Annotated in this window: 13 protein-coding genes; 9 read left to right on the top strand and 4 right to left on the bottom strand. The window is 60.3% G+C overall.

From position 1 onward, the window contains the following. The first annotated feature begins 32 nt into the window (after positions 1 to 32). Positions 33 to 1,175: a tRNA-queuosine alpha-mannosyltransferase domain-containing protein gene (locus K7R21_RS06810; RefSeq protein WP_224982515.1), complete on the top strand. Its 1,143-nt coding sequence runs from the start codon at positions 33 to 35 to the stop codon at positions 1,173 to 1,175. Between the two features lie 51 nt (positions 1,176 to 1,226). Here K7R21_RS06810 and K7R21_RS06805 read toward each other — a convergent pair whose 3' ends face one another. Further along, the gene (locus tag K7R21_RS06805) at positions 1,227 to 1,379 is read right to left on the bottom strand and encodes a TFIIB-type zinc ribbon-containing protein (protein WP_224982514.1); all 153 of its coding nucleotides are present in this window, start codon (positions 1,377 to 1,379) and stop codon (positions 1,227 to 1,229) included. Positions 1,380 to 1,829: 450 nt separating this feature from the next. Between K7R21_RS06805 and amrS the strand changes: the two genes are divergently transcribed. The 8 genes from amrS (at position 1,830) to K7R21_RS06765 (ending at position 7,287) form a co-directional block, all read left to right on the top strand. Then, complete coding sequence (gene amrS, locus K7R21_RS06800; protein ID WP_224982513.1) at positions 1,830 to 2,843, top strand: AmmeMemoRadiSam system radical SAM enzyme; 1,014 nt, start codon at positions 1,830 to 1,832, stop codon at positions 2,841 to 2,843. Beyond that, the gene (locus K7R21_RS06795; RefSeq protein ID WP_224982512.1) at positions 2,834 to 4,216 is read left to right on the top strand and encodes a sensor histidine kinase; all 1,383 of its coding nucleotides are present in this window, start codon (positions 2,834 to 2,836) and stop codon (positions 4,214 to 4,216) included. The genes amrS and K7R21_RS06795 overlap by 10 nt, the downstream gene beginning before the upstream one ends. A gap of 85 nt (positions 4,217 to 4,301) precedes the next feature. Continuing rightward, the gene (locus K7R21_RS06790; RefSeq protein ID WP_224982511.1) at positions 4,302 to 4,952 is read left to right on the top strand and encodes a lysophospholipid acyltransferase family protein; all 651 of its coding nucleotides are present in this window, start codon (positions 4,302 to 4,304) and stop codon (positions 4,950 to 4,952) included. Next, positions 4,942 to 5,388 (top strand): ribonuclease HI, encoded by a 447-nt coding sequence (gene rnhA, locus K7R21_RS06785; RefSeq protein ID WP_224982510.1) that lies wholly within the window; start codon positions 4,942 to 4,944, stop codon positions 5,386 to 5,388. The genes K7R21_RS06790 and rnhA overlap by 11 nt, the downstream gene beginning before the upstream one ends. Positions 5,389 to 5,417: 29 nt before the next feature. Then, on the top strand, positions 5,418 to 5,732 hold the full coding sequence (locus K7R21_RS06780; protein ID WP_224982509.1) for an HNH endonuclease: 315 nt from the start codon (positions 5,418 to 5,420) through the stop codon (positions 5,730 to 5,732). A gap of 21 nt (positions 5,733 to 5,753) precedes the next feature. Further along, a complete protein-coding gene (locus K7R21_RS06775) occupies positions 5,754 to 6,374 on the top strand; it encodes an HAD family hydrolase (protein ID WP_224982508.1) in 621 nt (206 codons plus the stop codon). A 19-nt stretch (positions 6,375 to 6,393) separates the two neighbouring features. Next, complete coding sequence (locus K7R21_RS06770) at positions 6,394 to 6,846, top strand: tetratricopeptide repeat protein (RefSeq protein WP_224982507.1); 453 nt, start codon at positions 6,394 to 6,396, stop codon at positions 6,844 to 6,846. 60 nt (positions 6,847 to 6,906) lie between these two features. Continuing rightward, entirely contained in the window at positions 6,907 to 7,287 is a 381-nt protein-coding gene (locus K7R21_RS06765; RefSeq protein WP_224982506.1) for a VOC family protein, read from the top strand. 147 nt (positions 7,288 to 7,434) lie between these two features. Here K7R21_RS06765 and pfkA read toward each other — a convergent pair whose 3' ends face one another. From pfkA to K7R21_RS06750, 3 genes are all read right to left on the bottom strand, one after another. Next, entirely contained in the window at positions 7,435 to 8,394 is a 960-nt protein-coding gene (gene pfkA / locus K7R21_RS06760) for a 6-phosphofructokinase (RefSeq protein WP_224982505.1), read from the bottom strand. 99 nt (positions 8,395 to 8,493) lie between these two features. Next, entirely contained in the window at positions 8,494 to 9,762 is a 1,269-nt protein-coding gene (locus K7R21_RS06755) for a replication-associated recombination protein A (protein ID WP_224983422.1), read from the bottom strand. Between the two features lie 51 nt (positions 9,763 to 9,813). Continuing rightward, the gene (locus K7R21_RS06750) at positions 9,814 to 12,309 is read right to left on the bottom strand and encodes a glycogen/starch/alpha-glucan phosphorylase (protein WP_224982504.1); all 2,496 of its coding nucleotides are present in this window, start codon (positions 12,307 to 12,309) and stop codon (positions 9,814 to 9,816) included. Positions 12,310 to 12,339: the final 30 nt, after the last annotated feature.

Raw genomic sequence — 12,339 nt, 5'->3', positions numbered from 1 at the left:
GGGGCTTTCCCGGCCCGATAGGAGCGCCAGCCATGCACATCGCCCTCGTCGAGCCCTATTGCACCGGGTCGCATGCCGCCTGGGCCACCGAGTACGCCGCCCATTCGAGCCACTCCGTCGAACTGTTCACCCTGGCCGGGCGCAACTGGAAATGGCGCATGCACGGCGGCGCTGTCACCCTCGCCAGCCGCTTCCTCGCCGCTGGAGCGCGCCCTGACGTCATCCTCGCCACGGACATGCTCGACCTGACTACCTTCCTGGCGCTGACCCGGCCGCTCAGCGACGGGTGCCCGAGCGCCATCTACTTCCACGAAAACCAGCTCACCTATCCCTGGTCACCCGGCGACCCCGATCCTGACTCACAGCGCGACCTGCACTACGCCTTTATCAACTACGTGAGCGCCCTGGCAGCCGATGCCGTCTTGTTCAACTCCCGCTACCACATGAATTCCTTCCTGGGCGAACTCCCCGCTTTCCTGAAGCGTTTCCCTGATGCCGTCGATCTCACCAGCGTCGATGCGATCGCGGCCAAAAGCCGGGTACTCCCCCTGGGGCTGGACCTAGGCAAGCTGGAGCCCTTTCGCCCGGAGATAGCGCGCGAGGCGGAGGCGCCGCTGTTACTGTGGAACCACCGCTGGGAGTACGATAAGGCACCGGAGGTCTTTTTCGAGGCGCTGTACCAGTTGGCCGAAGAGGGGATCGAGTTCCGGGTGGCGGTTTTAGGGGAGTCCTTCGGGCGGGTGCCGGCGGTCTTCCAGCAGGCGCGGGAGAGGCTCGGCGCGCGCGTGGCGGAGTGGGGCTACCAGAAGAGTTTTGGGGAGTACGCGCAATGGCTCTGGCGTGCAGATATTCTGCCGGTTACCTCCCGCCAGGAGTTCTTCGGTGCCAGCGTGGTGCAGGCGCTCTACTGCGGCTGCCAGGCGCTGCTGCCGGACCGGCTGGCCTATCCGGAGCATGTGCCGGATTGCAGCATTGAGGCCGTTCTCTACCGGAATGACGAGTCGCTGGTGGACCGTTTGCGGGACATGCTCACCGGGGTCCCGAAGAGGCGGGCCGGCCTGGACGGGCACGTGGCACGTTACGACTGGGGACGCATGGCTTCGGTTTACGATGAGTTCTTTTCTGGACTGGTCGCTGGTGCAGCGAGAGTGGTGCCGGAGATCGCTCTCGGCTAGTGAGGAAGTGGGACGGCGGAGGGGGGGCGCCGGTAGCGCCCCCATTCCCGTTTAGGCGGCTTGCTTGCTCACGGTGATGATCTGGGACGCTTTCTCGAGCCAGACCGTACCGCAGGAGGTGCATTCCAGCAGGTCTTTGGCGTAGCCGTCGGAATGCATGTCGATCTCGATTCCTACTTTGTTGTCACAATGCGGGCATTTCATGTTTTGTTTCTCCCCAAACGGTAATTTTGATTTTGACAATATATAGAACGGGTCCGGTTGGTCAAGTGCTATTTTTACGAAAAAGTCACCTAAAACAGTAGTTTAGCTTTTGTGTCTCCCTCTCTCCCTGAGCCTTCATTTTAAAACATTTCCGCTTTTTTCGTCAACGTCCTCCCTGTTATTCGGAGTAAGTTGCCGGTTTTACATGCTATTTCTCATTATCAAACAAGGGTATGCGTAATTGTTCTACTGACCTTGACCTTTGCGTAAAATGATTTAGGTAACGAAAAAAAAAATTGCTTCCTTTTTCATGGAACACTGGTTTGGTGGAATGTATACGACATCGGTGTCGTGACCCGCATCTCCTTAAATTTCCGCTGGAATTTTTGCTCCTTAAATGATATATTTGCGCTCGCTAATTTGCCTGCCCGCCGGAATCGGAGGTGCGACATGAAAGAGGCCATGTTTTACCAAAAGCTGGATGGGGACCGGGTACGTTGCGGGCTATGCCGTTTCTGCTGCCTGATCGGGGTGGGGCAGCGCGGCCGTTGCCGGGTCCGTGAGAACCGCGACGGCGTGTTGTACACCATGGTCTACGGCAACCTGGTCGCCGAGCACGTTGATCCCATTGAAAAGAAACCTCTCTTTCACCTCCTGCCAGGAAGCCGCTCCTACTCCGTCGCCACCGTCGGCTGCAATTTCAGGTGCCTGCACTGCCAGAACTACACCATCGCCCAGCCCGACGAAGATACCGTTGGGCGCTCCGGCAGTTTCGTGGAGCCGAAGACCGTGGTGGAGCGGGCTCTCGCTACTGGGTGCCGCTCCATCGCGTACACCTACACCGAACCGACCATCTTCTTCGAGTACGCCTTAGAGACCGCTCAACTTGCCAAGGCTGCCGGGCTCAAGAACATCTTCGTCACCAACGGCTACATAACCAGTGAGGCCTTGGCCGTTGTCACCCCCTATCTCGACGCTGCCAACATCGACCTCAAGGGGTTCAGCGATGGCTTTTATCGCCAGGTGGTTGGTGCCGCGCTCGGGGAGGTTCTGGACTGCATCCGTGACTACAAGCGGCAGGGCATCTGGGTCGAACTAACCACACTGGTGATCCCCAACCGCAACGATTCCGAGGAGGAGTTGCGCGAGCTCGCCCGCTTCATCGCCGACGAGGTGGGGGTGGAGACACCTTGGCACGTGACCCAGTTCTACCCGACGCACCGCCTCACCGACCAGCCGCGCACGCCGGTGGAAACTTTGCAGAAAGCAAGACGCATCGGGCAGGAAGCGGGGCTGCGTTTCGTCTACCAGGGCAACGTGCCAGCCGAGGGGGGCGAAAACAGTTATTGCTCTTTCTGTGGCGCCCTGCTAATTAAGAGGCTCGGCTACCTGGTGGAAAAGAATCTTCTTAGCAATGGAACCTGCCCCGGCTGCGGGGCCGTCATCGAGGGTGTATGGACGTAATGCGGCGCATGGCCCGATGGGCCAAGCTCTCCGAACCTGGGCTCATCTCTTTTATTTTTCAGATACTCCTGGGAGCGCTGATCGTTCTGGTGTTCTGGATTATTGACGGCCTGCTCGATTACCTCCTCTTTGGCGGTAGACCCCTGGCGGATTTCCTTCTGGCCTCGGACAGCCACGAGGACTTCGCCCTGGTGCTTTTCCTGGTTGGCGGCCTGCTACTCTACAGCCGTCGCGCCCACCGTAACGAGGCTGTCCTGGAACAAGCACTGCAGGCTGCGCTGGATGAGGCGCAAAGGGAGCGGGCCAAAATGGAGGGGATCTTCGAGGCCCTCGGTGAGGCGGTTTCCATCCAGGACCCCGACCTCAAGGTTCTCTATCAAAACCCCGCCCATCAGCGCATGACCGGTGATAACGCCGGACGCCTTTGCTATGAGGCCTACCGCAAGGAGAGCGAGGCCTGCGCGGGCTGTCACATACTTGCCTCTTTCGACGACGGAAAGGTGCACCGCGCCGAATTGGGGCCGGAAGCATCGGCGACGGGGGGCTACGTCGAGTTGATCGGCTCATCCCTCAAGGGAAAAGACGGCAAGCCCCTGTATGGCATCGAGATTGTCCGCGACATTACCGCTCGCAAGCTCGCCGAACAAGAAACCGCCGCCCTTAACGCTGCGCTCACCCACCAGGCCGCGGAACTGCAACAGGCAAACCAGGAACTCGAGGCGTTCTGCCACGCCATTTCCCACGACATGCGGGCCCCGCTCACCCGGGTTTACAGCTCCGCGCAAGAACTGCGCGGCTACCGTGAACAACTCGATGACAACGGTCGCTTCTTTGTTGATCTGGTTCATGATGGCTGCATACAGATGGAAGCGCTGCTCGACTCGCTGATGGTACTCTGCCGCGTCACCGAGGTGGAACTTGCCTGCGTTACTTTCGATCTCGCCCCTGCCGTACAGGAGATAGCGGCCCAACTGCGCCAGGATTACCCTGATCGCCCGGTTTCTTTCCGCGCCCCCAATCAACTCCCGGTGTACGGTGACCCCCAGCTCTTGCGCGTAGTGCTGGAGAACCTCCTCTCCAACGCCTGGAAATATAGCACCAAGGTTGAGGCCCCGGAGGTGGAACTCGGTACGAGGACCACGGGTCATGGGGAGACCACCGTTTTCATTCGCGACAACGGCGCAGGCTTCGACAGCAGCCGCGCCGGGCAGCTGTTCCAGCCCTTTAAGCGGCTACACACCTACCGGGAATTTCCCGGCACAGGTTTGGGGCTCGCCACCGTGCGCCGCATCGTGCGCCGCCACAACGGCCGCGTCTGGGGGGAAGGGGAGCCGGGCCGAGGGGCAACCTTCTACTTCACGCTGCCAGGGTGAGTGGAAACGGTTGCCCCGGTAGCGCCATTCATGCTATACATCAACTTTATTTCAATAAAATCCACGTGATGAAGAGGTTTTCTTCTTGAAGGTTTCACTGCTACGTCGCTTCTGGGTTACTTTTTCGGTCTGGGTAATCGGCAGCTACGCCTCATTGTTGAACCGGTTCCGCGTCGAGGGAGCCCAGCACATCCCCGCCGAAGGGGGCGTCCTCATTGCCTCCAACCACATCTCCGCCTACGATACCGTCTTCCTCCCCTGGGCCGTGATTCGCAGCCACCCCATGCAGATGTTGTGGGCCCCCGCCAAGGAGGAGCTCTTCTCTGGTTTTATGGGACTGGTCTACCGCTCCTGGGGCGCCTTCCCGGTTCGCCGCGGTCGCGACGTGCGTGCCGGTAAGCAGATCAACTCGCTTTTGGCCGACCAGAAGGTGATGCTCTTCCCGGAGGGGACCAGGCACAAAGACGGCGTGCTCGGCAAGGGTAACCGCGGCGTTGGCAAGATAATCTACGACACCAGGCCGCACGTGATCCCCACGGCACTGACCGGTATCAACCGCTGGAAGTTCCCCGGTGTTGGGTTGCAGGGGGGGGTTGTTTTCGGAGAGCCGCTCGACTTCAGCGATCTGTACCAGTTGGAGGACTGCAAGGAAACTCACCAGATGATCGTTGACCGGGTGATGGATGCCATCGCTGCCTTGCTGCAGCAGCAGGGGGGAGGGGCACATGCGGGTTGAGATTTTCTGTGATGGCGCCTGCAGTGGAAACCCCGGGGTTGGCGGCTGGGGGAGCATTCTGCGTTACGGCGACAATGTGAAGGAACTCTCCGGCGCCGAGGGCGAGACCACCAATAACCGGATGGAGATGAGCGCCGCGATCCAGGCTCTGGAAGCGCTTACTCGCCCCTGCGAGGTGGTGGTTACCACCGACTCGCAGTACCTGGCCAAGGGAATGACTGAGTGGCTGCCCGGATGGGTGAAAAGGGGATGGGTGAACTCCAAGAAGGAGCCGGTGTTGAACCGCGACCTCTGGGAGAAGCTGCAGGCTCTTGCTAAGACCCACCGGATCACCTGGGTCTGGGTGCGCGGCCACAACGGCCACGTGGAAAACGAGCGTTGCGACGAACTGGCGCGGGCTGCCATCGACAGCTACCGGGCCGGCGCGGGCAGGTAAGGGGCTTTAGCTCCCGATACGAGGGTGTAGTGGATTACTTTATCATCGAGGTCTCCGAGGAGGAAGTTAAACGCGAGCGTGAAAAGGCGCGCGAACTGCGGCGCAGCCAGTGGTGGAAGAACCGGGTGGGCAAAGGTGTCTGCCACTGGTGCCAGGGGAAGTTTCCCCCGGCCGATCTCTCCATGGACCACATCGTTCCCGTGATCCGGGGCGGCAAGTCCGCCAAGGGGAACGTGGTCCCCTGCTGCAAGGAATGCAACAACAAGAAAAAGCACATGCTCCCCATCGAGTGGCAGGAATACCTGGAAGGGATGGGGCGGGACGGCGGCGCCGGTGCGGAGTGAGGCTGCCGTGGAGATAAAGTTTTGAGCCAAAAGATCAAGGCAGTCATCTATGACTGCGACGGCGTGTTATTTGATTCCTTCGAGGCCAACTACGCCTTTTACCACCTGATCCTGGACCGCTTCGGCAAGCCCGCTATCAACCGCGGGGACGTTGACACCATGCGCATCCTGCACACCTACTGCAACAGGGACGTGCTGGAATACCTGTTCTCCGGCGACGATCGCATGGACGAGGTGCGTGCCTTTTCCGCCAGCATCGATTACCGTAAACTCTTCCCGCTCATGGTCATGGAACAGGGGCTGCGTGAGACCCTGGACGTGTTGAAGGGGAAAGTGGAACTGGCGATTTGCACCAACCGCGCGAGCTCGATGGACATCCTGCTCGAGTCCTTCGGGCTGGACGGTTACTTCAGCTGTGTCATGACCGCCGGCCGAGTCAACAACCCCAAGCCGCATCCGGAACCGCTCTTCAAGGTTCTGGAGCACTACGGCCTGGCGCCGGAAGAGGCCCTTTTCATCGGAGATTCGGACGTTGACCTCCGCGCCGCCGAGGGTGCAGGGGTTCCCTTCGTGGCCTACCGCGGTGAACTGAACTGCGCTACGAAAATAGATAGACACCAGGATCTGCTGTTACTGCTTTAGCCACCGGAGGGTTGGATCTATGGAGCCTGTGCCGCAGGAAGATGCCGAGAAGCTGTTTAACCGTGCCCTCACCGCCTTTTCTGCTGGTGAATACCAGGCTGCCTTGGCCCATTTCGAGAGGGCGCTGAAGGTTCAGGACAACCCGTTGCTGCATTCCTATCTTGGGCTGTGCATCGCCAAGGAGCGCGGACAGGTCAAGAAGGGGCGTGATCTTTGCCAGGCGTCCCTCGATCTCGAGCCGGAGAATCCGGCCCACTACCTGAACCTGGCCCGGGTACACCAGGTGGCCGGTGACAAGCCCAAGGCCCTGGAGGTGCTCAGGAAGGGGATGTCGGTCGGCGCAAGCGATGAAATTAAGGCACTACTGGCCACGCTCGGCACCAGGAAGCCGCCGCCGTTGAGTTTCCTGTCCCGGGATCACTTCCTGAACAAGTGGTTGGGCATCGCTCTTTCCCGCATGGGACTGCGTTGAGGCCGGTTCCGTAGTATACTTACTCCTCGTTTGCCCATCCAGAGCACGAGGAGGTGCCAGATGACCGATCGATTCAGGGAACAGGGTGCATTCAGCTGGTTCGAACTGACCACGGCTGATGTTGCCGCGGCCCAGTCCTTCTACGGCAGGCTGTTCGGCTGGAGTACCGAGCGCTGGGACGGGGAGGGGGACTACACCCTGATCAAGGTCGCTGGCAAGGAAGTCGGGGGAATCGCGCCCGCGGGGCCGGGTCCCCGTAAGCCTTTGGGGTGGGGCGTGTATGTGACCGTGACCGATGTGGACCTGACCGCCGCCAAGGCAGAGGAACTCGGTGGGAAAGTGGTGGTTCCGCCGACCGACATTCCCCGCGTGGGACGCTTCTGCGTGCTCCAGGACCCTGAGGGTGCCGTGCTGACCGCTATCACCTACTGCCGCCCGTAAAGGGACAACAAAAACGTCAAAGGCCGCGCCCGGTGTTCCGGTGCGCGGCCTTTTGTTCTTGTGCCGTCCCAGTCCACTCTCCCTCCGGGAGAGGGTGCCCGAAGGGCGGGTGAGGGAAGGGATGAATGTGGGCATACCGTGCTCGATCTAGATCCCCAGGATCATGGACAGGTCATGCAGTTCGTCTTGCTGCATCTTTTCGCTCACCACCACTGTCTCCAGGGGCGTGGCGCAGATCTCGCCGCAGCAAAGACCCACCATTTTACCTTTCTCGCCCGCCAGCAACTGCTCGACGGCGGCGTGTCCGAAGCGGCTTCCCAACAGCCGGTCGAAGACCGACGGCGCGCCGCCGCGCTGGTAGTGCCCCAGCACGGTGACGCGGGTCTCGAAGCCGATGGCATCCTTGATGTTATCGGCGATGTTCTGGGCACGCCCAGCCCCTTCGGCCAGGATGATGATGGCGTTACTGCGCCCTTCCTCGTAGCGTTTTCTCAGCTGGTTGCACAGGTCGGCAATGTCGCACTCCACCTCGGGAACGATGGCGTACTCAGCGCCGGTCGCGATGGCGCTCATGCTGGCCAGGTACCCGGAGTTTCTCCCCATAACCTCGATCACGAAGGCCCGGTCGTGAGAACTGGCCGTGTCCTTAATGCAGTCGACCGCGTAGATGATGTTGTTAAGCGCGGTATCAACGCCGAGGGCCATGTCGGTGTAGGCGATGTCGTTGTCGATGCTGGCCGGGACCCCTATCACCGGCACCCCCATGCGATGCAGCGCCAGCGCGCCGTTCAACGAGCCGTCCCCGCCGATCACTACCAGCCCCTCCACACCCAGGTCCTGCAGGTGCCGAACCGCCTTTTCCCGGCCAAGCACGGTGCGGAACTCCTCGCTTCTGGCGGACTGCAGGAAGGTGCCGCCTCGGTGCAGGATCCCCGCTACTTCCCTGGTGGTCATCTCAAGTAGGTCTCCCTTCAAGAGCCCCGCGTATCCCTTTCTGAAGCCGACCACCTGCACCCCGTGTCCCAGCGCCGTGCGTGTTGCACTCCTGATCGTCGCGTTCATGCCGGAGCAATCTCCGCCGCTGGTGAGAATCCCGATCTTCTTCATGCTCTGACTCCGCTGGAGGTTGGTATTGTCGAGGGCCTCGTCCGTCCCGGGCGAAGCACGCTTGAATATATCATGGGGTGATGCATTTTCAACAAGGCCTTACCGCTCGGGATCGTTCGTCTTTTCCCGTTGTCCCCTGATCCAGGCCATCCGTTCGCGGATGCTTTTCTCGTAGCCGCTCTCCTTGGGCGAGTAGAAGCTCCGTCCCGATAGCAGGTCCGGGAGATAGCTCTGGGCCACGACGCCGTCCTGGTAGTCGTGCGGGTAGAGATATCCCTTGCCGTAGCCCAGTCCCTTCATGAGCTTAGTGGGGGCGTTCCTGATCTGCATGGGGACCGGGAGCCCGCCGGATTTACGCACCTCGGCCAAGGCCTGGTTGATCCCCATGTAGCTCGCGTTGGACTTGGGGGCGGTGGCGAGGTAGGTGACTGCCTGTCCCAGGATGATCCTCCCCTCGGGCATGCCAACCAGCCGGAACGCCTCCAGTGCCGAAACCGCCATCTGCAGCCCGCGCGGGTCGGCATTGCCCACATCCTCGGAGGCGAAGATGACCATGCGGCGCAGGATGAAAATCGGGTCCTCGCCCGCCTCGATCATGCGTGCCAGCCAGTAGAGCGCGGCGTCAGGATCGGAGCCCCGCATCGACTTGATGAAGGCGGAAATGACGTTGTAGTGCTCCTCGCCCCCTTTGTCGTAGAGCAGCGGTTTCTTCTGGGTGGCCTCGCGGGCGATATCGAGGCTGATCTCGCCGTCGCGGGCCAGGCGGGCGGCCGTCTCAAGTGTGTTGAGCGCGATGCGCGCGTCGCCGCCGGCCTGCTCGGCCATGAAGGAAAGGGCGTCCTCGGAGGCGGTGAGTTCGAACTCCCCGAGACCCCGATCCCGGTCGGTAAGGGCGTTAACCAGGATCTGCCGGATGTCCTCGTCGGCAAGCGGGTTCAGTACCAGCACCTTGCAGCGGGACAAAAGCGGCGCGATCACTTCGAAGGAGGGGTTCTCCGTCGTGGCGCCGATCATGGTAAAGGTGCCGCGCTCGACGTAGGGAAGGAAGGCGTCCTGCTGGCTCTTGTTGAAGCGATGGATCTCGTCCACGAAGAGGATGGTTCGCTTACCTTGGAACTTCAGGATGTCCTCGGCCTCCTTGACCACCTCGCGGATCTCCTTGATGCCGCTCATGATGGCCGAGAAGAAGATGAAGTGGCTTTTGGTGGCGCCCGCGATGATGCGGGCCAAGGTGGTTTTGCCGGAGCCCGGAGGGCCCCAGAAGATGAGGGAGGTTACCCGGTCAGTTTCAATCAGGCTTCTCAGGAGCTTCCCTTCACCCAGAAGGTGGCCCTGTCCCAGGTATTCGGAGATGGTGCGGGGCCGCATGCGTTCGGCAAGCGGCGCGAATCGTTCGTCAGTTCCGTTAAAAAGATCCAATCAATGCCTCTGTAATTCCACGGCCCCCGGGAGGATGTCGACCGGCTTGATGCCCCAGATTTCGCGGGCGTACTGGTCGATGGTCCTGTCGCTGGAGAACTTGCCCATACCGGCGCAGTTGAGTATCGCGCGCCGCGCCCACTCGTTGGGCTGCTTGAACAACTGGGCGACCTGTTCCTGGCAGGCGACATAGGAAGCGTAGTCGGCCAGGAGCATGTAGTGGTCCCCGAGGTTAAGGAGCGAGTCAGTGAGCGGGGTGAAAAGTTCGGGAGACCAGGGACAGAAGAAGCCGGAGGCGATCATGTCCAGTACCTGCTTCAGTTCCCGGTTGCCGTTGTAGTATTCCCGCGGGTTGTAGCCGCGCGCACGCAGCTGCGACACCTCGGCTGCGGTCATGCCGAAGATGAAGATGTTTTCGCGTCCGACCTCTTCCATGATCTCGATGTTGGCCCCGTCGAGCGTGCCGATGGTGAGGGCTCCGTTCAGGGCGAACTTCATGTTGCCGGTGCCGGAAGCTTCGGTGCCGGCGGTGGAGATCTGCTCGGAGAGGTCAGAGGCGGGGAAGATTTTTTCCGCCAGCGAGACGCTGTAGTTGGCCAGAAAGACCACTTTGATCCGTCCTGCGACGTCCGGGTCGTGGTTAACTACGGCGGCGACGGCGTTGATGAGCCGGATGATCAGTTTGGCGGCCGCGTAGGCCGGCGCTGCCTTGCCGGCGAAGATGAAGGTGCGCGGCACCACTTCGGCGGCGGGATTGTCCTTGATCCGGTTGAAGAGCGTGATGATGTGCAGCACGTTCAATAACTGGCGTTTGTACTCGTGCAGTCGTTTCACCTGCACGTCGAAGAGCGAATCGGGATCGACATCGATGTCGTTGTGCTGCTTGATGTAGCGGCACAGTCCTTCTTTGTTGCTTCGTTTCACCTGGTTCCAGCGTCCGATGAATTCCGGATCGGACGCGATGGCCCGAAGTTTCTCCAGCTCATACAGATTGGTGGTCCAGGCTTCGCCAATGTACTCGTCGATCAAGCCGGAGAGGGCCGGGTTGGACATCTTGAGCCAGCGCCTCTGGGTGATGCCGTTGGTCTTGTTGTTGAACCGCTCCGGGTACATCTCGTAGAAGTCGTGGAACAACTCGTTCTTGAGGATCTCCGTGTGTAGCGCAGCGACACCGTTCACCGAGTGGCTCCCTACGATGGCGAGATGCGCCATGCGGATCTTTCTTTCCCAGTGCTCCTCAACGATCGACATGCGGGCGAGTCGGTCGGGCTCGTCGGGGTACCGCTCGCGGATCTCCTTCAGGAAGCGCTCATTGATCTCGTAGATGATCTGCAGGTGCCTGGGCAGAATCTGCTCGAAGAACCAGACCGGCCATTGCTCAAGCGCCTCGGGGAGGATGGTGTGATTGGTGTAGGCGAAGGTTCTCTTGGTGATCTCCCAAGCATCTTCCCAGTCGACCCCTTCCACGTCCATGAGCACGCGCATCAGCTCGGGAATGGCGAGGGTAGGGTGAGTGTCGTTCAACTGGATGGCCACCTTGTCCGGCAACAGCCGCATGTCCTGGTGCTTCTTCTTAAAGCGGTAGATGACGTCGTGCACGGTGGCCGAGGCGAGGAAGTACTCCTGCTTGAAGCGGAGTTCCTTCCCCTCCACCACGTTGTCGGCGGGATAGAGTACCTTGGAGATGGTCTCCGACTGCATCTTTTTTTCAACGGCGCGGATGTAGTTCCCCTCGTTGAAGAACTTGAGGTCGAACTCGCGGCTGGACTTTGCACTCCAGAGCCTCAAGGTGTTGACGCTTTGGGTCTGGTAGCCGGGAATGGGGGTGTCGTAGGCCATGGCCATGACGTCGTCGGTATCCACCCATTCGCGCACCAGCTTACCGTTTGCGTCGAATGTCGAGATGACTCGGCCGTAGAATTTGACGGTGTGCAGGTGTTCCTGTCGGTCCAGCTCCCAAGGGTTGCGGTAGCGCAGCCAGTTGTCCGGTATTTCGACCTGGGCGCCGTCGATGATGTGTTGGCGGAAAATGCCATACTCGTAGCGGATGCCGTAGCCGTAGGCCGGGATGGACATGGTGGCCATGGAATCGAGGAAGCAGGCGGCAAGTCGCCCCAGGCCGCCGTTGCCGAGCCCAGCGTCCTGCTCCTCGTTGACGATCTGGTCGAAGTCGTTGCCCAGCGAGGTGATGGCGTCCTTGAAGTCCTCCCAAAGCCCCAGGTTGATCAGGCTGTTGGAAAGGGTCCTTCCCATCAGGAACTCCATCGACATGTAGTAGACTCTCTTGTTGTCGGAGTTATAGTAGGCTTGCTGAGTGTCGAGCCAGCGCTCAACGAGGTAGTCGCGCACAGCATAGGCGAGGGCGTTGAACCGGTCATAAGGAGTGGCTGAGTATTTATCCTTTCCCAATGTGTATTCGAGGTGTTCGAGAAAGGACTTGATAATGAGCATCTGCTTGTCAAGCTCTTCGTTCACGCCTATCTGCTCTTCAGTCATGAGTCACCCTGCATCTGCACGTAGTTATTG

The organism is Geomonas agri, from assembly GCF_020179605.1.
Classification (GTDB): Bacteria; Desulfobacterota; Desulfuromonadia; order Geobacterales; family Geobacteraceae; genus Geomonas; species Geomonas agri.
The sequence above is the reverse complement of the archived record's forward strand: the minus strand, read 5'-3'. Positions and strand labels throughout refer to the sequence as shown.

Bases quoted from the DNA above. Each gene is read 5' to 3' on its own strand.
- pfkA (WP_224982505.1), bottom strand. From the start codon at position 8,394: ATGAAGAAGATCGGGATTCTCACCAGCGGCGGAGATTGCTCCGGCATG.
- rnhA (WP_224982510.1), top strand. From the start codon at position 4,942: ATGCGGGTTGAGATTTTCTGTGATGGCGCCTGCAGTGGAAACCCCGGG.
- K7R21_RS06810 (WP_224982515.1), top strand. From the start codon at position 33: ATGCACATCGCCCTCGTCGAGCCCTATTGCACCGGGTCGCATGCCGCC.
- amrS (WP_224982513.1), top strand. From the start codon at position 1,830: ATGAAAGAGGCCATGTTTTACCAAAAGCTGGATGGGGACCGGGTACGT.
- K7R21_RS06805 (WP_224982514.1), bottom strand. From the start codon at position 1,379: ATGAAATGCCCGCATTGTGACAACAAAGTAGGAATCGAGATCGACATG.
- K7R21_RS06770 (WP_224982507.1), top strand. From the start codon at position 6,394: ATGGAGCCTGTGCCGCAGGAAGATGCCGAGAAGCTGTTTAACCGTGCC.
- K7R21_RS06795 (WP_224982512.1), top strand. From the start codon at position 2,834: ATGGACGTAATGCGGCGCATGGCCCGATGGGCCAAGCTCTCCGAACCT.
- K7R21_RS06765 (WP_224982506.1), top strand. From the start codon at position 6,907: ATGACCGATCGATTCAGGGAACAGGGTGCATTCAGCTGGTTCGAACTG.
- K7R21_RS06750 (WP_224982504.1), bottom strand. From the start codon at position 12,309: ATGACTGAAGAGCAGATAGGCGTGAACGAAGAGCTTGACAAGCAGATG.
- K7R21_RS06755 (WP_224983422.1), bottom strand. From the start codon at position 9,762: ATGCGGCCCCGCACCATCTCCGAATACCTGGGACAGGGCCACCTTCTG.